19 protein-coding genes are annotated in these 21,628 nt (G+C 68.8%); 14 read left to right on the top strand and 5 right to left on the bottom strand.

The features are described from left to right. The first annotated feature begins 190 nt into the window (after positions 1–190). Positions 191–886 carry a DUF3313 domain-containing protein gene (locus tag GCU53_RS08835; RefSeq protein WP_152387283.1) on the top strand — a complete coding sequence of 232 codons (696 nt, stop codon included), beginning with the start codon at positions 191–193 and terminating at the stop codon, positions 884–886. Between the two features lie 14 nt (positions 887–900). Here GCU53_RS08835 and GCU53_RS08840 read toward each other — a convergent pair whose 3' ends face one another. Further along, positions 901–1,263 carry a DUF5064 family protein gene (locus GCU53_RS08840; protein ID WP_152387284.1) on the bottom strand — a complete coding sequence of 121 codons (363 nt, stop codon included), beginning with the start codon at positions 1,261–1,263 and terminating at the stop codon, positions 901–903. Positions 1,264–1,528: 265 nt separating this feature from the next. Between GCU53_RS08840 and GCU53_RS08845 the strand changes: the two genes are divergently transcribed. The 10 genes from GCU53_RS08845 to GCU53_RS08890 all read left to right on the top strand — a co-directional run bounded on the left by GCU53_RS08845 (position 1,529) and on the right by GCU53_RS08890 (position 14,791). Further along, positions 1,529–3,853, top strand: a complete 2,325-nt coding sequence (locus GCU53_RS08845; RefSeq protein ID WP_244307083.1) for a DUF3141 domain-containing protein — start codon at positions 1,529–1,531, stop codon at positions 3,851–3,853. Positions 3,854–3,877: 24 nt separating this feature from the next. Continuing rightward, positions 3,878–4,834, top strand: a complete 957-nt coding sequence (locus tag GCU53_RS08850; protein ID WP_152387285.1) for a phosphate acetyltransferase — start codon at positions 3,878–3,880, stop codon at positions 4,832–4,834. A 4-nt stretch (positions 4,835–4,838) separates the two neighbouring features. Then, complete coding sequence (locus GCU53_RS08855) at positions 4,839–6,023, top strand: acetate/propionate family kinase (RefSeq protein WP_152387286.1); 1,185 nt, start codon at positions 4,839–4,841, stop codon at positions 6,021–6,023. An 11-nt stretch (positions 6,024–6,034) separates the two neighbouring features. Then, positions 6,035–6,817, top strand: a complete 783-nt coding sequence (gene fabI / locus GCU53_RS08860) for an enoyl-ACP reductase FabI (protein WP_152387287.1) — start codon at positions 6,035–6,037, stop codon at positions 6,815–6,817. A 131-nt stretch (positions 6,818–6,948) separates the two neighbouring features. Continuing rightward, entirely contained in the window at positions 6,949–8,139 is a 1,191-nt protein-coding gene (locus GCU53_RS08865; protein ID WP_152387288.1) for an efflux RND transporter periplasmic adaptor subunit, read from the top strand. Positions 8,140–8,152: 13 nt separating this feature from the next. Next, positions 8,153–11,359, top strand: a complete 3,207-nt coding sequence (locus tag GCU53_RS08870; RefSeq protein ID WP_152387289.1) for an efflux RND transporter permease subunit — start codon at positions 8,153–8,155, stop codon at positions 11,357–11,359. Between the two features lies 1 nt (position 11,360). Then, positions 11,361–11,975, top strand: coding sequence for a paraquat-inducible protein A (locus GCU53_RS08875; protein ID WP_152387290.1), 615 nt, complete (start codon positions 11,361–11,363; stop codon positions 11,973–11,975). Further along, on the top strand, positions 11,972–12,598 hold the full coding sequence (locus tag GCU53_RS08880; RefSeq protein WP_152387291.1) for a paraquat-inducible protein A: 627 nt from the start codon (positions 11,972–11,974) through the stop codon (positions 12,596–12,598). Before GCU53_RS08875 ends, GCU53_RS08880 begins: the two co-directional genes overlap by 4 nt. Next, entirely contained in the window at positions 12,591–14,210 is a 1,620-nt protein-coding gene (locus GCU53_RS08885) for a PqiB family protein (protein ID WP_152387292.1), read from the top strand. The genes GCU53_RS08880 and GCU53_RS08885 overlap by 8 nt, the downstream gene beginning before the upstream one ends. Then, entirely contained in the window at positions 14,207–14,791 is a 585-nt protein-coding gene (locus GCU53_RS08890) for a PqiC family protein (RefSeq protein WP_152387293.1), read from the top strand. Before GCU53_RS08885 ends, GCU53_RS08890 begins: the two co-directional genes overlap by 4 nt. Here the strand turns inward: GCU53_RS08890 and GCU53_RS08895 are convergent. Further along, positions 14,783–15,901 carry an AI-2E family transporter gene (locus tag GCU53_RS08895; RefSeq protein WP_152387294.1) on the bottom strand — a complete coding sequence of 373 codons (1,119 nt, stop codon included), beginning with the start codon at positions 15,899–15,901 and terminating at the stop codon, positions 14,783–14,785. The genes GCU53_RS08890 and GCU53_RS08895 overlap by 9 nt on opposite strands. A gap of 238 nt (positions 15,902–16,139) precedes the next feature. Between GCU53_RS08895 and GCU53_RS08900 the strand changes: the two genes are divergently transcribed. From GCU53_RS08900 to GCU53_RS08910, 3 genes are all read left to right on the top strand, one after another. Next, on the top strand, positions 16,140–16,481 hold the full coding sequence (locus GCU53_RS08900; protein ID WP_152387295.1) for an FKBP-type peptidyl-prolyl cis-trans isomerase: 342 nt from the start codon (positions 16,140–16,142) through the stop codon (positions 16,479–16,481). Between the two features lie 394 nt (positions 16,482–16,875). Beyond that, positions 16,876–17,295, top strand: coding sequence for a YsnF/AvaK domain-containing protein (locus tag GCU53_RS08905; protein ID WP_152387296.1), 420 nt, complete (start codon positions 16,876–16,878; stop codon positions 17,293–17,295). Between the two features lie 62 nt (positions 17,296–17,357). After that, the gene (locus GCU53_RS08910; RefSeq protein ID WP_152387297.1) at positions 17,358–18,263 is read left to right on the top strand and encodes a YsnF/AvaK domain-containing protein; all 906 of its coding nucleotides are present in this window, start codon (positions 17,358–17,360) and stop codon (positions 18,261–18,263) included. A gap of 78 nt (positions 18,264–18,341) precedes the next feature. On the opposite strand, the gene GCU53_RS08915 is transcribed toward GCU53_RS08910, so the two are convergent. From GCU53_RS08915 to GCU53_RS08925, 3 genes are all read right to left on the bottom strand, one after another. Beyond that, entirely contained in the window at positions 18,342–20,096 is a 1,755-nt protein-coding gene (locus GCU53_RS08915; RefSeq protein ID WP_244307084.1) for an ABC transporter ATP-binding protein, read from the bottom strand. 78 nt (positions 20,097–20,174) lie between these two features. After that, the gene (gene spt, locus GCU53_RS08920) at positions 20,175–21,377 is read right to left on the bottom strand and encodes a serine palmitoyltransferase (protein ID WP_167520047.1); all 1,203 of its coding nucleotides are present in this window, start codon (positions 21,375–21,377) and stop codon (positions 20,175–20,177) included. Then, positions 21,361–21,624, bottom strand: coding sequence for an acyl carrier protein (locus GCU53_RS08925; RefSeq protein ID WP_152387299.1), 264 nt, complete (start codon positions 21,622–21,624; stop codon positions 21,361–21,363). Before GCU53_RS08925 ends, spt begins: the two co-directional genes overlap by 17 nt. Between the last annotated feature and the right edge of the window lie 4 nt (positions 21,625–21,628).

Below are 21,628 nucleotides of genomic sequence, written 5' to 3' on the forward strand. Positions count from 1 at the left end.
CCCCGCTCTCGCGCTGTTCCGCGCGCTGATCGAGGTGCTGGCTGTGCGCTGGCGGGATTGCGGGTGCATCCGGGGCCGCGCGGAAGCTCGCCCCGGCCGAGGAGAAAGGCACAGCCCGTCGGAATCGCCGGACGCCTGCAGGGGACGATCTAGACTCGGTTTCCCAAGGAAACCCCCAGGGAAATCGAGCATGCCCTTCTGCAGATTCATGGTCGTCGTCCTGGCGCTCGCCGGCGCCGCCTGCAGCAACATCCCCTCCTCCGAAAGCCGCCATTCCGGGTTTCTCGGCGACTACAGCAGGCTGGTCGAGGACCCCTACTGGGACAACAGCGAGTACTGGGTCAAGCCGGACCTGAACCTGCGCCAGAACTACGACAGGCGGATCGCCCTCGAACCGTCCCGCTACTACGTGGACCCCGCTACCCAGACGGTGATCCGCGAGCGCGGCGAGGAAACCGCCAAGGTCCTGGCCCATCTCGACCAGGCCCTGCGCCGCGAGCTGCAGGCCGGCGGCTACCAGTTGGTGAAATCCGGCGATGCGCGCAGCCTGCGCCTGAGTCCGGCGATCACCGGCCTGATCCGCAACGCCCGCGACCTGAAGCCCACCGAGTACATTCCCATCGGCTTTCTGATCGGCGCCGGCATGCAGCTCGGCGGCGTGCGCGACCAGCAGGTACGGATCTTCTTCGAGACCGAAATCCGCAACGCCAGGACCGGAGAACTCCTCGCCCAGTCGGTCAGCGCCGCCAGCGGCAACGAGATCCCGCCTTCGGTCAAGGCCGGCGCCAGCGACACCTACCGGGCCCTGGACGACTGGGCCCGGCAGGTGCGCGAACGCCTGGACCGGGCCTATGACGAGGGCGTCGAGCAGCGGGCCGGACGCTGAGCTCAGGAGCGGACCTAAGCGTGCGGCAGATGGCCGAGGTCGACCGGATCGCCCGGATGCAGCCCCAGCTTGGCGCGGATGTCCCGGAACATGGCGTCGTATTCGCCGTGTTCGCGCAGGACCGGTCCGAAGCGCGGCTGGAAGCCGTTGCGCACGGCGATCTGGGTCAGCGCGTTCATAAAATCGAAGGCCATGTCGCGGTGCAGCTCGCACTCCTCCGCAAAGGGCCGGCCGTCGATCTCGCCCTCCATGCGCAGATGCAGCATCGACCCTTCCCGGGGATCTTCGCGCACGTCGTAGTAGACGTCGCAGACGAAGGCCTGGCGATTGAACTTGTCCACCTTCTGCTCGCGGTGCACATGGCCGGGTGTGAACATGGGATTCTCCTCGCTGTGTGAAAACCCACCCCGGAGTCCCCCTGCCGGCCGGGATGGACTCCGCCCGGACACAGTGTAGGTAGTGCCCCGCGGCCCGCACCGACGGGGCGATGTCCGGCAGGGAGCCGCGGTCATGTGCGCAGATAACCGGCAATGCGCCACGCACCGTCGGTCGGTGGCTGCCGGCCGGCAACACCGCCGGCGACGACTGGCATGGTCAAGGCGATGGCGCCACCTAGACTCTGCCCCGAAACACGACCAAGGCATGAGCATGGACATCGCAGCCCGGCTGGCACGCAGCCAGGCCATTGCCGGCAAGACCCGGCAGCTCCTCGAAAAACGCACCCGGATCGCCCGGGAGCAGTTTCGCGAGCGGCTGCACGAGGCCTGGGAGCGGGAAATGGCCGGCGCGCTGGCCAATCCCCTGGCGCCCTGGGACCAGTGGAACGCCTGGTGGCGCTACGGCCTGGACGTCGCCCAGCGCTCGGTGCTGTTCTGGGACACGCTGCGCCAGCGCGGCGACAACTATCTGGAGCATGTGCGGCAGGGCCAGCCGCCCCTGCTGCACTTCGACCACGAGATGGTGCTGGACGGGCGCACCTTCGCCCGTCCGGTCAACTACGCCCTGCTGCGCATCCTGCTGCCGGCAGGCCAGGAAGTGGACCCCAGGCAGCGCCCCTACCTGATCATCGACCCGCGGGCCGGGCACGGCCCGGGCATCGGCGGCTTCAAGGATGACTCCGAGGTGGGGGTGATCCTGCGCGAACGGCACCCGGTGTACTTCGTGATCTTCTTCCGCCTGCCGGAGCCGGGGCAGACCCTGCTGGACGTGTGCGCCGCCGAGCAGCGCTTCGTGCGCAAGGTGCGCGAACTGCACCCGGACAGCCCCAGGCCGGCGCTGGTCGGCAACTGCCAGGGCGGCTGGGCGACGATGATGCTGGCCGCCACCGACCCGGACAGCACCGGCCCGGTGGTGATCAACGGCGCGCCCATGTCCTACTGGGGCGGCGCCCTGCAGGAGGGCGAAGGCGACAACCCCATGCGCTACGCCGGCGGGCTGCTCGGCGGCAGCTGGCTGGCCTCGTTCGCCGCCGACCTGGGCAACGGCCTGTTCGACGGCGCCCATCTGGTGGAGAACTTCGAGAACCTGAACCCCGCCAACACCTTCTGGGACAAGTACTACCACCTGTTCGCCAACATCGACAGCGAGCCGCCGCGCTTCCTCGAGTTCGAGCGCTGGTGGGGCGGCTACTTCCTGATGAACCGCGAGGAGATCGAGTGGATCACCCGCAACCTGTTCGTCGGCAACAAGCTCTGGTCCGGCGAGACCCGCGCCGGCAAGGGCCGGGCCTTCGACCTGCGGGACATCAAGTCGCCGATCGTCCTGTTCGCCTCCCTGGGCGACAACATCACCCCGCCCCAGCAGGCCTTCAACTGGGTGGCGGACATCTACGGCAGCACCGAGGAAATCAAGGCGCGCGGCCAGGTCATCGTCGGCCTGCTGCACCGGGACATCGGCCACCTGGGGATCTTCGTCTCCGGCCGGGTGGCCAGGAAGGAGCACGCGCAGATCGTCGAGGTGCTGAAATCCATCGAGATGCTGCCGCCAGGCCTGTACGGCATGGCCATCCAGGAGCGCCCGGGCGCCGGCGGCCGGATGGAATACGAGGTGGAGTTCCACGAGCATCGTCTGGAAGAGGTAGCGACCCGCCTCAACCGCCTGCAGCGGGCCGACGAGAAGCCCTTCGAGGCGGTGGTCGCGCTGTCCGAACTCAACCAGCACCGCTACGAACTCTTCGTCCGCCCCTGGGTACAGCTCGTGACCAACGAGCGCTCCGCCGAGCTGCTGCGCCAGCTGCATCCGCTGCGCCTGCAGCGCTGGGGCCTCTCGGCACGCAACCCCTGGCTCTGGTGGCTGGCCCCGACCGCAGCCATGGTCAGGACGCAGCGCCAGGCGCTGAAAGTGGGCAGGGACGACCTGCCCCACCACGGCGAGCGGCTCGCCTCCGAACTGATCAGCGCCTCCCTGGACCATTACCGGGCGCTGCGCGACGCCTGCGGCGAGGCGCTGTTCTTCCAGACCTACGGCAGCCTGTTCTCCCTGCTCCTGGGCGAAAGCCCCGCGGCCACAGCGCCGGCGGCGGCCGAGCCGCAGGAGCTGCCCTTCGTCGAGGAGGCTTTGGCCGCCATCGGCGAAGGCGGCTACGACGAGGCCTGCGCCCGGGTGATGGTGCTGCTCTCGCGCAAGGGCGAGGTGCCCCTGTCGCGGCTGGCGGCCAAGCAGGAGGTCGCCCGCGACCATGCCGACCTGCTGCCCCGGTTGCCGCCCGAGACCTGGCGGCGCATCCGCGGCGAGCAGGAGATCATCGTCCACTACGAGCCCGAACAGGCCCTCGCCACCCTGCCCGCCCTGCTGGGCGAGCCGGCCGATCGCGACCGCCTGCTGACCCTGCTCGAGCGCCTGGTGGCGGACGAGCGCGTCCAGCGCTCCGCACCCACGGCCGAACAGCGCGCCATGCTCGAGCGCATCCGCGCCGTGCTGGGCCGCGAGCCCGCCGCGCCGCAGCCCGTCGCGGCCCAGAGTGCCTGAGCCCCCGAGAACGGAGGTATGCCGATGACCGGCCCCCACGAAAAATACCGGCGCCTGATCGACTACTGCAGCAGCCTGCCGCCGACGCCGACGGCGGTGGCCTGGCCCTGCGACCAGAGCGCCCTCGAGGGCGTGGTGGACGCGACGAAGAGCGACCTCATCGCGCCGATCCTGGTCGGGCCCCGCGCACGGATCGAGGGGCTGGCGGCCCAGCACGGCATCGACATCGCCGGCCTGCCGATCGAGGAGGCGCCCTACAGCCAGGCGGCCGCCGCCCGCGCCGTGGAGCTGATCCGCGAAGGCCGGGCCGAGGCGCTGATGAAGGGCAGCCTGCACACCGACGAGCTGATGGCTGCGGTGGTCAGGCGCGACACCGGGCTGCGCACCGCGCGCCGGGTCAGCCACTGCTTCGTGATGGACGTGCCGGGACACGAGGAGACGCTGATCATCACTGACGCCGCGGTGAACATCGCGCCGACCCTGGCCGAGAAGATGGACATCACCCAGAACGCCATCGACCTGGCCCACGCCCTGCTGCAGGTCAGCCCGGAGAAGAAGGAGGTGCGGGTGGCGATCCTCTCGGCGATGGAAACCGTCAACCCGGCGGTGCCCTCCACCGTCGAGGCGGCCGCCCTGTGCAAGATGGCCGACCGCCGGCAGATCACCGGCGCCATCCTCGACGGCCCGCTGGCCCTGGACAACGCCATCAGCCTGGAGGCGGCGCAGATCAAGAAGATCGACTCGCCGGTGGCGGGCCGCGCCAACGTGCTGGTGGTGCCCGACCTGGAAGCCGGCAACATGCTCGCCAAGAGCCTGTCCTTCCTCGCCGGCGCGGATGCCGCCGGCATCGTGCTGGGTGCGCGGGTGCCGATCATCCTGACCAGCCGCGCCGATTCGCTGACCACCCGCATGGCTTCCTGCGCGGTGGCCACCCTGGTGGCCAAGGCCCGCCGGGAGAGCACCGGCAAGGTGATCGGGTGAAGTCATGCGGAACGTGATCCTGGTTCTCAACGCCGGCTCGTTCAGCCTCAAGTTCTCCTTTTTCGCCGACCATCCCCAGGAGCCGGAACTCTGTCTGCGCGGGCAGATCGAGGGGCTCAACGGCGCACCGCACTTCGTCGCCAAGGACACCACGGGCGCGATCCTCGACGAACGGCGCTGGGCCGACGGCACCCGACTCGGCCACGACGGCGCGGCCCACCATCTGGTCGAGTTCCTGCAGGACTACCGGGACCGCTACCAACTGATAGCGGTGGGCCATCGGGTGGTCCACGGCGGCCAGGAGTTCTCCCGACCCACCCGGGTGGACGGCGAGATGCTGAAGAAGCTCGAGAAGCTGATTCCCCTGGCGCCGCTGCACCAGCCGCACAACCTGGCGCCGATCCGCGCCCTGGCCGAGCGGGCGCCGCACTTGCCGCAGGTGGCCTGCTTCGATACCGCCTTCCATCGCCGACAGCCGGAACTCGCCCAACTGTTCGCCCTGCCACCGGCGATCACCGGGCGCGGCGTGCGCCGCTACGGCTTCCACGGGCTGTCCTACGAATACATCGCCAGCGTGCTGCCGCAATTGGCGCCCGAGGCGGCGGCCGGCCGGGTGGTGGTCGCCCACCTGGGCAACGGCGCCAGCCTGTGCGCCATGCGCGGCGGCCGCAGCCTGGCCAGCACCATGGGCTTCACCGCCGTGGACGGGCTGCCCATGGGCACCCGCTGCGGGACCCTCGACCCCGGGGTGATCCTCTACCTGCTGGACGAGCTGAAGATGGACGCCCGCGCCATCGAGCGGCTGATCTACAAGGAGTCCGGCCTGCTCGGCGTGTCGGGGATCTCCAGCGACATGCGCGAGCTGCTGGCCAGCGATGCGCCCGGCGCCACCCTCGCCGTGGACCTCTTCGTCTACCGCATCGGCCGCGAGCTCGGCTCCCTGGCCGCGGCCCTGGGCGGACTCGACGCCCTGGTGTTCACCGCCGGCATCGGCGAGCACGCCGCGGCCATCCGCGAGCGCGTCTGCCGCGACGCCGCCTGGCTGGGGCTGGAGCTGGACGCCGCCGCCAACGCGGCCGGCGGGCCGCGGATCAGCACGGACGCCAGCCCGGTGTCGGCCTGGGTGGTGCCCACCAACGAGGAGCTGATGATCGCCCGCCACACCCGGCAGGCACTCTCGTCAACCTGAGGACAACGGATATGTCAGAGGAAACTCCCCGTCCGCTGCTGCAGGGCGCCAAGGCCCTGGTCACCGGCATGGCCAACGAACACTCGATCGCCTACGGCTGCGCTAAGGCCTTCGCCGAACTGGGCGCCGAACTGGCCATCACCTATGCCGACGACAAGACCCGCGGCTACGTCGAGCCCCTGGCCCAGGCCCTGAAGGCGCCGATCTTCATGCCGCTGGACGTCACCCGGCCCGAACAGCTCGATGCCGTGTTCGAGGCGATCGAGCGGCAATGGGGCGGCCTGGACATCCTGGTGCACTCCATCGCCTGGGCGCCCAAGTCAGACCTGCAGGGCGGCCTGCTCGACTCCTCGGCGGCCGGCTTCGGCCTGGCCATGGATATCTCCTGCCACTCCTTCGTGCGCATGGCGCGTCTGGCCGCGCCCCTGATGAACAACGGCGGCACCCTGTTCGCCATGAGCTACTACGGCGCCAACAAGGTGGTGCCCAACTACAACCTGATGGGGCCGGTGAAGGCCGCGCTGGAGGCGTGCTGCCGCTACCTGGCCTACGAGCTGGGGCCGAAGGGCATCCGCGTGCACGCCATCTCCCCCGGCCCGCTGAAGACCCGCGCCGCCTCCGGCCTCAAGGACTTCGACCTGATGCTCAACGAGGCCGCGCGGCGCGCGCCGCTGGGAGAGCTGGTGGACATCATGGACGTGGGCTTCACCTGCGCCTACCTGGCCACCCCCTACGCCCGCCGCCTGTCCGGCGAGACGCTGTACGTGGACGGCGGGGTGAACATCATGGCCTGAGAAGCCCACGAACCATGGGTATCCTGAAGGGATGGTCACGCCCGGTGCGTGACTGCGCAGTCGCTGGCCTGCAGACAGGCGAAGCGGTGTATCGAGGAGTCGGCCGGCCAGTCGCCTGGCTGGCCGCAAGCATGGCTCTGCTCGCCGGCTGCGGCGAAGCGCCCGCCCCGCCGCCACGCCCGCCCACCGAAGTGACGGTCCTGACGGTAACGGCGCAGGACACCCCGGTGGTCTTCGAATTCGTCGCCCAGACCCAGAGCTCCCGGGAGGTGGAAATCCGCGCCCGGGTCGAGGGCTTCCTGGAAAAGCGGCTGTACAACGAAGGCGATCTGGTGCAGGCCGGACAGGTGCTGTTCCAGATGGACCCCCGGCCCTTCGAGGCGGCGCTGCAGTCGGCCCGCGGCCAGCTCGCCCAGCAGCAGGCGCGCCTGGAGATGGCCAGGTCCGACCTGGTGCGCATCCGCCCCCTGGTGAAGATCGGTGCGCTGAGCAAGAAGAGCCTCGACGACGCCATCGGCACCGAGCGGCAGGCGCAGGCCGCCGTGCTTTCGGCCGAGGGCGAGGTGCGCACCGCGCAGCTCAACCTCGGCTACACCACCATCGCCTCGCCGCTCACCGGGGTGTCGAGCTTCGCCAAGCTGCAGGAAGGCAGCTACGTGACGCCGGGCGCAGCCGGCCTGCTGACCTACGTGTCGCAGGTGGACCCCATCTACATCAACTTCAGCCTCTCGGAAAACGAGATGCTGAAGTTCCGCAACGAGATCTCCGCCGGCCAGCTCAGGTTTCCGGCGCGCGACGACTTCGAGGTCGAGGTGGTGCTGGCCGACGGCACGCTGGTGCCCGAACGTGGCCACCTCAACTTCGCCGACTTCTCCTTCAGCGAGGAAACCGGCACCTTCCTGATCCGCTCGGTACTACCCAACCCGAAGGGCCTGCTGCGTCCCGGCCAGTTCGTGCGTGCCCACGTCAAGGGCGCAGTCCGGCCCAATGCCCTGCTGGTGCCCCAGCGCGCGGTCCTGCAGGGCTCCAAGAGCCATTACCTGTGGGTGATCGGCGAAGGCGGCAAGCCCGAGCAGCGCATCGTGGAGATGGGCGACTGGCACGGCGACGACTGGTTCGTCGCCCAGGGCCTGCGTGCCGGCGAGCGCATCGTGGTCGACGGCGCGATCCGGGTGGCGCCTGGCATCCCGCTGCAGATCGCCGAAGCCCGCCCTGCGGCGGGCGAAACAGGCAAGCAGCCGCGCCAGAAGGCAGCCGAGACCTGGCACGGCGAGCAGGAGCGGCTGAAGGCCAGTCCGTCCGGCGCAGGCGCGACACCATGAACAGGCCGCCCCGATGAGCATCTCCCACTACTGCATCGACCGGCCGATCTTCGCCTCGGTGATCTCCATCGTCATCACCCTGGCCGGGGCGGTGGCGATGTTCAACCTGCCGGTCGCCCAGTACCCGGACATCACCCCGCCGCAGATCACCGTCTCGGCCACCTACCCCGGTGCCGACGCCGAGGTGGTGGCCAACAACGTGGCGGCGCCCATCGAGCAGCAGGTCAACGGCGCCGACGCCATGATCTACATGAACTCGTCGAGTTCGGCGACCGGCAACATAACCCTCAACGTGTTTTTCGAGATCGGCACCGACCCCTCGCTGGCCCAGGTGGACGTGCAGAACCGCGTCAACCTGGCCCTGCCGCAGCTGCCCTCGGCGGTGCAGGCCCAGGGCATCCAGGTGCAGAAGAAGTCCTCGGCGTTCATGATGGTCATCGCGGTGTACTCCCCGGACAACCGCTACGACAGCACCTACATCGCCAACTACACCAACCTGTACATCCTCGACGCGCTCAAGCGCATCCCCGGCGCCAACCAGGCGAGCATCTTCGGCACCCCCGACTACGCCATGCGCATCTGGCTCAAGCCCGACCGCATGGCCCAGCTGAAGATCACCGCCGCCGACGTGCAGCAGGCGGTGGCCAACCAGAACCAGCAGTTCGCCGTGGGGCGCATCGGCCAGTCGCCGACCGGCGAGGCGGTCGAGCAGTCCTTCGCCGTCACCACCAAGGGCCGGCTGACCGAGCCGGAGGAGTTCGAGAACATCATCGTCCGCGCCGCCAGCGGCGGGGCGGCCATCGTCCGCCTGCGCGACGTCGGCCGCGCCGAGCTGGGTCAGAAGGACTACTCCCTGCGCAGCACCTACCAGGGCAAGCCGGCGACGCTGATGGCCGTCTACCAGCAGCCCGGCGCCAACGCCCTGGACGTATCCAACGCCGTCCGGGCGACCCTGGCGGAGATGGAGAAAAGCTTTCCCGCGGGCATCGAATACAGGATCGTGATGGACACCACCGCCTTCACCCGCGCCTCGATCAGCGAGGTGGTGCACACCTTCTTCGAGGCCCTGGTGCTGGTGGTGGTGGTGGTCTATGTGTTCCTGCAGAGCCTGCGCGCCACCCTGATCCCGGTGCTGGCGGTACCGGTGTCCATCGTCGGCACCTTCATCGGCATGACCGCCCTGGGCTTCTCGATCAACATGCTGACCCTGTTCGGCATGGTGCTGGCGATCGGCATCGTGGTGGACGACGCCATCGTGGTGATCGAGAACGTCGAGCGCAACATGCACGTCCACAAGATGCATCCCAAGGACGCCGCCAAGCAGGCGATGGACGAGGTGGCCGGCCCGGTGGTGGCCATCGTCCTGGTGCTCTGCGCGGTGTTCGTCCCGGTGGCCTTCATGGGCGGCATCACCGGCCAGCTCTACAAGCAGTTCGCTATTACCATCGCCATCTCGGTGGTGATCTCCGGCCTGGTCGCCCTGACCCTGTCGCCGGCCCTGGCCGCCCTGCTCATCAAACCCGCCCACGGGCAGAAGCGCGGCTTCTTCCGCTGGTTCGAGCGCAATTTCGAACGCATGACCGAGGGCTACTCCCGCGCGGTGGCCTTCATGATCAGGCGCTTTCTGCTCGCCCTGCTGCTGTTCGCCGGGATGCTCGTGCTGACCGTGCTGATGGCGCAGCGCATCCCCGGCGCCTTCCTGCCGCCGGAGGACCAGGGCTACTTGCTCGGCGCGGTGATCATGCCCGATGCCGCCAGCCTGGACCGCACCAGCGAGGTGGGCCGGGTGGTCAGCGACTACTTCATGCAGGACGAAGCCGTCGAGGGGGTGGCGGTGGTCAGCGGCTACAGCCTGCTGGACAGCCAGAACAAGAACAACGCCGGGGCCTTCTTCGTCGGCTTCAAGGATTTCGAGGAGCGCTACCAGGACGCGGAAAGCATCCGGGCGCAGAGCGCCCCGGCGGTCATCAAGGCCGCCGGCCAGGCTTTCTCCCGGATACGCGAGGGCCTCGTGGTGCCGGTCAACCCGCCCTCCATTCCCGGCCTGGGCACCACGGGCGGCATGGAGGTGTGGATCCAGAGCAAGGGCGACGGCACCATCGGCCAGCTCGCCGAGCTGGTGAACGACTTCCTGGCCGGGGCCAGGCAGCGCCCGGAACTCGGCGCCATCACCTCCACCTTCAACGCCTTCTCCCGGCAACTGCTCGCCGACGTCGACCGGGAAAAGGCCGAGACCCTCGGCGTGCCGGTGGAGGACGTGTACAGCACCCTGCAGACCATGTTCGGCTCGCTGTACGTGTCGCAGTTCAACAAGTACAGCCGCCTGTGGCAGGTGATCCTGCAGGCCGAGCCGGCCTACCGCCTCAAGGTCGAGGACCTGCAGCAGATCTACGTGCGCAGCCGCAGCGGCGAGATGATCCCGCTCAAGGCCCTGCTGACCACCCGCTACGTCACCGGCCCGGACCTCTTGACCCGCTTCAACAACTTCCCGGCGGTGAAGATCACCGCCAGCGCGGCGCCGGGCTTCAGCTCCGGGCAGGCGCTGGCGGCCCTCGAGGTGGTGGCCGCAGAGAGCATGTCCAGCGACTATGCCCTGGCCCTGAGCGGCGAGGCCTTCGAGGAGAAGAAGGCCGGCGGCACCAGCGCCCAGGTGTTCGTCTTCGGCCTGGTCATGGTGTTTCTGATCCTCGCCGCCCAGTACGAGAAGTGGTCGCTGCCGGTCGGCGTGCTGCTGGCGGTGCCCTTCGCGCTGTTCGGCGCGCTGCTGGCGATCCTCCTGCGCGGCCTGGTCAACGACGTGTACTTCCAGATCGGCCTGACCATGCTGGTGGCCCTGGCGGCGAAGAACGCCATCCTGATCTTCGAGTTCGCCGTGCTGAACCGCGAGAAAGGCATGTCGGTGTTCGACGCGGCGATGACCGCGGCGCGCGAGCGCCTGCGGCCCATCGTGATGACCTCGCTGGCCTTCATCCTCGGCTGCGTGCCCCTGGCCATCGCCGTCGGCGCCTCGGAGAACAGCCGCCACTCGATCGGCACCGGGGTGATCGGCGGCATGCTGGCGGCGACGGTGATCGCGGTGTTCTTCATCCCGCTGTTCTACTACCTGATCGAGCGGATTTCCGAGAAGACCGCGGGCAGGAAGCAGGCGCCGCCCGTCGAGCCGGCGCTGCCGGGCGGCGGCCTGAGCGGCGCGCCGCAAAGCCGGCGCGAGGACGACTGAGATGAGCCTGGCCGAACAGCCCCTGGTCGCCTGCCACGACTGCGACCTGCTGCAGCGCGAGCCGCTCCTGCCCCAGGGCGGCGTGGTGCGCTGCCGGCGCTGCGGGGCGACCCTGCTGCGCAGCCATCCGCGGAGCAGCGAACGCGCCCTGGCCTTCACCCTCGGCGCCCTGTTCCTCTTCATCCTCGCCAACGTCTTTCCCATCGTCGGCCTCAAGCTCAGCGGCGACTACATCCAGACCAACCTGCTCGGCGCGGCGCAGGCCATGTACGACAACGACATGCGCCTGGTCGCCGGATTGGTGCTGATCACCACCTTCGCCGCGCCCCTGGCGCAGATGCTGGCCATGACCTACCTGTTGCTGCCGGCCTGTCTTGGACGCCGGCCGCCGCAGGCCCGGCGCGTGTTCCGCGGCATGACCCTGGTCCAGCCCTGGGGCATGCTGGAGGTGTTCGTGCTCGGCATCCTGGTCTCGTTGGTCAAGCTCGCCCACCTCGCCGCCGTGGTGCCGGGGGTCGCCCTGTGGTCGTTCGGCGGGGTGATGCTGCTGATGGCCGCGGCCACCGCCTCCTTCGACGCCCGCGACCTCTGGGCGCGGCTGGAGGCGGCGCGATGAAGGACCCGGCGAGCACCGCCCGCTGGCACCTGGCGACCTGCCACGGCTGCGGCCTGCTGAGCCGCGCAGGCACAGGCCACGCCGCCCGCTGCCCGCGCTGCGGCACGCCCCTGCACGCGCGCAAGCCGGAGAGCATCGCCCGCACCTGGGCCCTCATCGTCGCCGCGGCGATCCTCTACGTCCCGGCCAACCTGCTGCCGATCATGGAGACCAGCTCCCTGTTCGGCGCCCAGAACGACACCATCATGAGCGGCGTGGTGTACCTGTGGGTGTCGGGCTCCTGGCACCTGGCTCTGGTGGTGTTCATCGCCAGCATCGTGGTGCCGATGGCCAAGCTGATCGCCCTGGTCATCCTGGTGCTGTCGGTGCAGCTGCGCGCCCGCTGGCAGCCGGTGCAGCGCACCCGCCTCTACCGCCTGGTCGAGCTGGTCGGACGCTGGTCGATGCTCGACGTCTACGTGGTGACCCTGCTGGTGGCCCTGGTGCAGCTCGAGGCCCTGGCGACCATCCGCCCCGGCCCCGGCGCCCTGGCCTTCGGCGCCGTGGTGGTGCTGACCATGTTCGCGGCGATGAGCTTCGATCCGCGCCTGATCTGGGACTCCATGGAGAAGAACGATGCCTGATACACCTCCGGCTTCCGATCTGTCCACGCTGCCGGAGGCCGAAACGGCGCCCCGCTCGCGCTGGCGGCCGCAACTGGTCTGGCTGGTGCCGCTGGTGGCGGCCCTGATCGGCGGCTGGCTGGCGATGAAGTCGATCCTCGAGCAGGGGCCGGTCATCGGCATCGTCTTCAAGAATGCCGAAGGCCTGGAGGCGGGCAAGACCAAGGTCAAGTACAAGGACGTGGACATCGGCCTGGTCACCGCCGTGACCCTGTCCAAGGATCTCAGGCAGGTGGAGGCCACCGCGGAGCTGGTCAAGGACTTCCAGCCCCATCTGGTCGAGGACACCCGCTTCTGGCTGGTCACGCCGCGCATCTCCGGCGGCAGCGTCTCGGGGCTCGGCACCGTGCTGTCCGGCGCCTTCATCGGGGTCGACGTGGGCAAGTCGAGCCGCGCGCAGAGGACCTTCACCGCCCTGGAGGTGCCGCCGCTCATCCAGATCGACACCCCGGGTCGGGAGTTCGCCCTGCACAGCGCCGACCTGGGCTCCCTGGCGATGGGTTCGCCGGTATTCTTCCGGCGCCTGCAGGTCGGCCAGGTGGTCGGCTATCAGCTCGACGAGAACGGCCGCGGGGTGAGCCTGAAGATCTTCGTCAATGCGCCCTACGACCGTTTCGTCACCGACAACACCCGCTTCTGGAACGCCAGCGGAATCGACGTCAAGCTCGGAGCCGGCGGCATCGAGGTGGATACCCAGTCGCTGGCCTCGCTGCTGCTGGGCGGCGTGGCCTTCGAAACGCCGGAGGAGGCCGTTGCCCTGCCAGCCGCCGCCCCCGACACCCGCTTCGAGCTGTTCGCCGATCGCACCCGGGCCCTGCGCAATCCCGAACGCGACGTGTTGAAAATGGTCCTGCTCTTCGACGAATCCCTGCGCGGCCTGGAGGTGGGCGCTCCGGTGGACTTCCAGGGCATCGCCCTCGGCGAAGTGTCGGCCATCCGGGTGGAACTGGACCCGGTCAGCCGGCGGATCATCATGCCCGTCGAGATGAACCTCTATCCGCAGCGGTTGCGCCTGCGCTCCAAGGAAAAAGATCAACCCCCGCTGTCGGACGAGGCGCGCAAGCGTTTCCTGGACGACATGGTCGCCACTGGCCTGCGCGCCCAGCTGCGCAGCGGCAACCTGCTCACCGGCCAGCTCTACGTCGGCCTCGACTTCTTCCCCCGGGCGGCCACCGCCAGAATTCAGTGGGACAGCGATCCGCCGCAGCTGCCCACCACGGTGGGCAGCCTGGGCGAACTGCAGGCGTCCCTGCAGCGCGTCGCCGGCAAGCTGGAAAAGCTGCCGCTGGAACAGATCGGCGCCGACCTGCGGCAAACCCTGCAGACCACCAGCCGCCTGCTGCACCGGCTGGACACCCAGGTGGCTCCCGAGGTCGTAGCTACTCTGGGCGAGGCGCGCAAGGCCGTGGACACCGCCCAGGGCATGATGGCCGATGACGAGCCCCTGCAGCAGGACACCCGCGAGGCGATCCGCGAGCTGGGGCGCACCGCCAAGTCCCTGCGTGCCCTGGCCGACTATCTCGAACGCCACCCCGAGGCGCTGCTCTGGGGCAAGAAGAGGAATCAGCAATGAAGCGTCGCGCTCCGCTCCTGCTCGCCGGCCTGGCCCTGGCCGCCCTCGGCGGCTGCGCCAGCGCTCCCGAGGAGCGTTTCTACACCCTCAGCGCCGTGGCCGAACCGGCGACGGCCACGCGGGCCTATACCGTGAGCGTGGGACCGGTCAACGTGCCCGAGATGGTGGACCGGCCGCAGCTGGTGCTGCGGCTCGCCGCCAACCGGGTGGAGATCCTCGAGCAAGCGCGCTGGGCGACCCCGTTGCCGAGCGGCATCGGCCAGGTCGTCGCCGCCAATCTGGCCCGGCTGCTGGGCGGTACCCGGGTGGCCGCCTATCCGCAGAGCGCCGTGTCCGATCCCGACTACCGGGTGGCAGTGGACGTGCAGCGCTTCGAGTCGGCACCCGGCACCGCGGCCAGCCTCGACGCCCTGTGGACGATCCGCAGCGCCAGGGGCGCGCTGGTCAAGGCCGGCCGCTCGACGATCGACGAGCCGGCCAGGGGCGGCGACACCGAAGCCCTGGTGGCAGCCCACGACCGCGCCCTGGCGGCGCTGAGCCGGGACATCGCCCGCGCCCTGCCGGCGATGGCCTCACCCTGAGCGGGATTGACCGCCATCTGGCTTGTCGACTTCGACCTCGGCAGGCTGGTTGTCCACCCACTGCCAGAACAGGCGGTAGCCCACGGCCAGGATGATCGGTCCGATGAACAGGCCGAGAATGCCGCTGGCCACCATGCCGCCGAGCGCGCCGATCAGCACCACCGGCATGGGCACATCCACGCCGCGGCCGAGCAGCAGCGGCTTGAGCACATTGTCCACCAGGCCGGCGAGGACGCTGTAGACGGCGAAGACGATGGTGGCCAGGCTGGCGCCTTCGCTGGAAAAGACGTAGATGATCACCGGCACGGTGATCAGGGTCGCCGGCACCTGGATGATGCCGAGCACCAGGACCGCCAGCGCCAGCAGACCGGCGCCCGGTACCTCCATGAACACGAAGCCGACACCGACCAGCAGCATCTGGATGAAGGCGATGCCGAGCACCCCCTGGGCCACGGTGCGGATGGTGGCGGTGCACAGCTTGACGAACGGCTCGCTCCTTTCCGGGCCGACGATCCGTGCGGCGATGCGATGGGCGCTGCGATGGCCGAGTTCGCCGAAGGCCATGATGATGCCGGCGATGATCAGGGCAGCGATGAAGAGCAGAAAGCCGGCGCCGATGCCGGCGATCCTGCCCAGCAGGCCGAGCAGGAGTTCCCGGATCTGCGGCCTGAACTTCTGGATCGTGCCCGACAGGTCGGAGGCGATCTGCTGCCAGGCGGTGTACAGCGGCTCGCCGATCAGCGGCCAGTCGGCCACGGACTCGGACGGCGGCGGAATGCGTAGGGAGTCGCTCCTGACGGTTTCCATGACCTGCTGCGCCGAGTCGACGAGCGAGATACCGAGCAGGTAGGTCGGCACCATCAGGATCAGCAGGCCGACCCCCACGATGAGGCTGGCCGTCCGGCCCTCGTGGTGGCCCAGGCGGGCGGCGAGCCGGCGCTGCAGCGGATAGAGCATGACGGCGAGGATCAGCGACCAGAGTATCAGCTCGAGAAAGGGCCGGAAGACCAGGTAGCAGTAGATCGTCAGCACGGCGATCAGACCGGCGCGGATCAGCACATCGAGCAGGTTTCCGGACAATTGCTGGTCGGAAGAGGATTTCGGCGACATGAAGGGTCCCTTTCGTGGCTACACGGCGCGTCCTGTCCGGGCGGTCTGGGCGACTCGTCGAAAGTCGGGCCGAATGCTCCCGCCGGGGCTTGCGGGGGCTGATAGAGCATAGTTCAGGGCGGCGCTTGCGCGTGTGCCCGCCAGGGGGCGCCGGCGATTGCCAATCCCGGCGATTCCTGAGAAAAAGCCGCCCACCGGGACGGCCCCTGACGGGCCGCCGACTGAACGAGAGCGAGCGATGAGCAGCGAACTGCAGATCGAAGACATCCAGCCGGGCGACGGCAAGGCAGTGGTCAAGGGCGCCCTGATCACCACCCAGTACAACGGCTTTCTGGAGGACGGCACCAGGTTCGATTCTTCCTACGACCGCGGCAAGCCCTTCCAGTGCGTGATCGGCACCGGCCGGGTGATCAAGGGCTGGGACCAGGGGCTGATGGGCATGAAGGTCGGCGGCAAGCGCAGGCTCTTCGTGCCGGCCCACCTCGCCTACGGCGAGCGGCAGATCGGTGCGCACATCAAGCCGAACTCGAACCTGATCTTCGAGATCGAGCTGCTGGAAGTGCTGACGCGGGACGATTGAACAATCCCCGGCACTTTCGGAGAAAGGAAAGCGGGTATTCCGGGTCCTGCACTTGCAATGCAAGACCCGGCCTCCCGGAACTTTCCCGTTATCCGCCTTTGCTCTTTCGCCGCGTCAAGGGCGATGCCCATCAAATCAAAAACCATGCGTCTTTCCGCAATCGCAAAGTTGTGCGGAGCGTGGCCGGCAGGCAGGCGGGCCGCTGTCTGGCGGAACTTCAGCCGGCCTGTGGCGGCAACTTCGAAACATGCGATTTCCGCTGTTCGTTCATTCGTCACCGCCAATCCGACAGCCTGTCGGATCGACTGCAAAGTTTCCTGAACCAACAAAGCCGGGGCGAACTCTAGTTCCCAGGAGGGCGTGAAACGCTCGGCCGAGCGAAGGATGGGAGACGATGCCTGCAGACGAACCCAAGAGACTGGAAAGCGAGACGATTCCGGTGATGGCCGAGGAGGCCGTCCTGCACAAGCGCCAGGTCGAGTCCGGCCGCGTGCGGATCAGCAAGTCGGTGGAAACCGAGGACTGTCTCCTGGAGGAGTCCTTGCGCCGTGAAGAGGTGCAGGTCGAGCGGGTTCCCTGCGGGACGGAAGTCGATCCGGCCCATCCGCCGCAGGTTCGCCAGGAGGGCGACGTCACCGTCATTCCCGTGCTCGAGGAAGTGCTGGTCGTGGAGAAACGGCTGGTGCTCAAGGAAGAGCTGCATGTCCGGCGAGTCGTGCATGAGGAGCCTCACAGCGTGCCCGTCACGCTGCGGCGCGAGCAGGTGACGGTCGAGCGCACCCCCACGGAAGTCCCGCCCTCCCAAACCCGGTAGACATCTACCGCAGCACCGCTATCGCCTTGCAGCCCAGGCTGCCGAATTTATAGAGGTGGACCATGCAACACATTCTGATTGGCGCATTCGACCACTACGACGAAGCCGAACAGGTCAAGCGCGAGCTGATGAGTAGCGGCGTGTCGCAGACCGATATCCTGCTGGCTGCCTCGAACGATATCAGCATCGGCGAGGACACGGCACTGCGCACCGACACCACCTACGACACGCGCCGGGAGGACCAGTCCCTGGGCGACAGGGTCAGCGAGTTCTTCCATTCGATCTTCAGCGGCGAGGACGCCACCGCCCAGCGCTATGCCGATACCTACCCCGAGGCGGTACGCCACGGCTCCACCGTGGTGACCGTCACCGTCAACGACGACGACCAGGTTCCCGTCGTCGAGGAGATCATGGAGCGCAACGGCGCCATCGACATCGACGAGCGCAGCGCCAGCTGGGGCCTGCAACATACGGAACAGCTCGGCTCGGCCGAAACCGCCAGGACCACTGGCGAAGCTCCCGTCAGCGGGACGGCCGAGCGCACGGCCATTCCGATCATGGAGGAGCAGCTCAAGGTCGGCAAACGGGAGAACGCCCTGGGGCGCATCCGCATCGTGTCGCGGATGAGCGAGCGCCCGGTCGAGGAGACGGTGAACCTGACCGAGCAGCACGCCGTGGTCGAGCGCCGCCCGGTCGAGCGCCCGGCCTCGCAGGAAGAGATGTCCACCTTCCACGAGGGCACCATCGAGATCCAGGAAACCTCCGAAGAGCCCGTGGTCTCCAAGACCGCCCGGGTGGTCGAGGAGGTCACGGTCGGCAAGGAAACCACCCAGCGCGAGGAAACCGTGCACGACACGGTGCGGCGCACCGACGTGGACATCGAGAGGGACAGCGACATCCGCAAGACCCGGCCGACCGCCGGCGACCGGCCGATCGATCCCGACACGCCCTTCCGCGACCGCCCCTGAGCGGCCTGCACGCCCTCCCCTCTCCCGCCCGCGGGAGAGGGGGCCTCTTTCCGCAATCCGCAGGCGCCTGCCTGTCCCTCAGGCCGTGGGCGCGTTGCCGTCCGGCCCGACCGGGGCCCGCTCGCCGAAACGCCAATACTCCTCGCGCGGCCCCTTGATGCGCACCAGCCGTCCCTCCTGCAGGCGCCAGACCTGATCGGCGACGTTGATCAGCGCCGGCCGGTGCGAGACGGCGATGACGGTGATCTCCGGGGTCAGCTGCTTCATGGTCCGGCAGATCGCCTCTTCCGCCTCCGGGTCGAGGGCGCTGGTCGCCTCGTCCAGGATCAGCAGCCGGGGCCGGTGGGCCAGCGCCCGGGCGATGACGATGCGCTGGCGCTGGCCGCCGGACAGCTTGCCGCCGCGCTCGCCCACGATCGTCTGCAGGCCGTGGGAAGTCCTTTCCACGAATTCCCAGGCGCCGGCCTGCCTGAGCGCCCGCTCTGCATCCGCGGCGGTCAGCGCTGGATCGCCGAGGGTCACGTTGGCCAGGATGCTGTCGTGGAGCAGCAGGGTTTCCTGGGGCACGTAGCCGATCAGCCGCCGCCAGCGCCTGCGGTCCAGCGCCTCTAGGGGGACGCCGTCGATCAGTATGCGTCCGGACTGCGGGATCAGCAGCACGCAGAGCAGGTCGAGGAGCGTGGTCTTGCCGGCTCCCGAAGGCCCGACCAGGCTGGTGAAGGTGCCCACCGGGATTGTCAGGTCGACGGCATCGAGGATCGGCCGCTCGCCGTAGCCGAAGGACACGCGCTCGAAGACGATCTCGTCCTGCAGGCTGGGAACCCGCTTGCCGCCGCCGGGCTCGGCATCGGCCAGCGCGGTATCGATCGCCTCCCGCAGCGCCCAGTAAGCGCTTTCCTGGGCGGCCATGCGGTGGTAGCGCTGCTGGGCCTTGTGCAGCAGGCTCAGGATCCGCACCACCAGAAAGATCAGGACCATCACCGACGACAGCGGCAGCCTCCACACCACCAGCCCGACATAGAGCCCGCCCGCCGCGAGGATCGCCAGCATGGGACCCTGCAGCGCCCTGAGGGTCTCGCGGCTCATGACCTCGCGCTCCATGGCCCGGTTGAGTTCGTCGGCCTCGCACCTGAGCAGCGAGTCGGCGATATCCTCGCGGGCCATGGCCTTGAGCGGCTTGACCGAACCCAGGGTGTCGGTCAGGTGCGCCAGCAGCTCGCGCATCAGCCGGGTCTGGCTCTTGCCGGCACGCCGCGAGGTCTTCACCAGCCTCTGCAGGACCAGCAGCAGGAAGACCCCGAGGACCAGCGAGAGGACGGCCGCCTGCCAGGAGACGAACAGGGCGACGACCACGTAGACCATGGCCTGGATGACCAGGGCCAGAGTATTGGCGGCATGCTCGTAGCCAGTGGAGGCCCGGTAGGCCTCGGTGGCGACGGCGTTGGCCAGCGCGCCGGTCGGCTGGCGCAGATAGTATTCCCAGCGACTGCCGAGCAGGGCGCGGATCAGTTCGAGGCGCAGGTCCGTGGCAACATGTGCCACCGTATAGCCGACCTGGCGGTTGCCCAGCAGGACCAGCGCGCTGCTGAGGACCATGCCCAGCACCATCACGCTCAGCATGGTCGTCACGCTCGGTTCCAGACCGAGCTGGCGCAGGATCGCGATGACCTCGAGGGAGAACGCCGAGTGCGTCTCGTCGCCCAGCGCCACCGACAGCAGGGGCAGCAGGGTGGTCAGGCCGATGCCCTCGGCCAGGCCGGCCAGGAGCAGGCTGACGAGCATGAGCAGTGTGCGCGCCGGGTAGGACCGGCCGAAGGCAAGAAGAATCCGCATGGCGATCGCTCAGGGAAACAGGGCCTTCCGGTTGTAGGTGGGCGTCATTCGGCATCCTCCCGCGCCGCCGGCGCTCCCTCAGGCACCGGCCATGGCCTGGCCGGCGGGAGCACGCAACAGGGCGAACGCCTCGATGATCCGCTCGATCTGCTCGGGCGTGTGCGCGGCGCTGACGCTGCAGCGCACCAGCGCCTGACCGCCGGGCGTCGCCAGCGGCGGCACCAGGTTCACGTACACGCCGCGCTCGATCAGGCCCTGCCAGAAGGCCACGCCCTCCTTCGGCGAACCGAGCAGGACCGGAATGACCGGGCTCGGCTGCGGGCCGGTCCGGTAGCCCAGCGCCGCCAGTCCGCGATACAGCCGCCGCGCGTTGGCCCAGAGGCGCTCGCGCAGCTCCGGCCGGCTGCGCAGGGCCTGCAGGGCGGCGCGCACCGAGGCGATGGCGGACGGCGACGGCGAGGCCGTGAAGATGTATGGGCGGCTGGCACAGCGCAGCAGCTCCAGATCCGGGTCATGGCTGGCCGCGAAGCCGCCGATCGCCCCCAGGCTCTTGCTGAAGGTGCCCATGACCACGTCCACGTCCGCCTCGACGCCCAGTTCCTCGGCCAGGCCGCGGCCGCGCCCGCCCAGTACGCCGACCGAGTGGGCCTCGTCGACCAGCAGGTAGCCGCCCAGGCGCCGCTTGACCTCGACGATCTCGCCGAGCGGCGCCTGGTCGCCCAGCATGCTGTAGATGCCCTCCACCAGGATCAGGGCGTGGCGCGCCCGCTCGCCGAGGCGCTGCATGCGCCGCTCCAGGTCGGCGGCATCGTTGTGGCGGAAGCGGATCACCTGGGCGCCGCCCAGCTTGCAGGCGTCGTAGATGCTGGCATGGCAGTCGGCATCGAGCAGCACGATGTCCTCCGGGCCGGCCAGGGCGCCGATGACGCCGAGGTTCACCAGGTAGCCGGTGGAGAAGACGATCACCGAGCGGCGCCCCAGGAAGTCGCCCAGCTCGGCCTCCAGCGACAGGTGGCTGCCATAGCTGCCGTTGGCCATGCGCGAGCCGGTCGTCCCCGTGCCCTGCTGCGCCAGCGCCTGCTGCGCGGCCTGGATGCAGGCGGGGTCGAAGGTCAGCCCCAGGTAGTTGTTGGTGCCGGCGAGGATCACCCGGTAATCGCCGATGCGCCCTTCGGTGGGCGAGAAGATCTCGTCGATGCGCGTGCCGAACGGATTGAGGTGGCCCTGCACCAGCTCGGCGCGTGCCTGCGCCAGACTTGCGAACCTATCGAACAAGGCCATCGGTATGCTCCATCAGCGCGTGGACGGCCCGTGCCAGCTCGGCCGGCGTGTGCACGTCTATCAATACGTTCAGGGGAATGGAGACATCGAATTCGTCCTCGAGCGCCATCAAGAGGTCCATGACCTTGATGGAGTCCAGGCCCAGCTCCTGTTTCAGGTCGATATCCGCATGCAGCGGCGTTCGGGGCGGCACCAGTGGCCGCAGATGGACGAAAAGCCGCTCCAGTATCTGCTCCTCGGAAATCATGACG

This window comes from Azotobacter salinestris (assembly GCF_009363155.1).
GTDB classification, from domain to species: Bacteria; Pseudomonadota; Gammaproteobacteria; order Pseudomonadales; family Pseudomonadaceae; genus Azotobacter; species Azotobacter salinestris.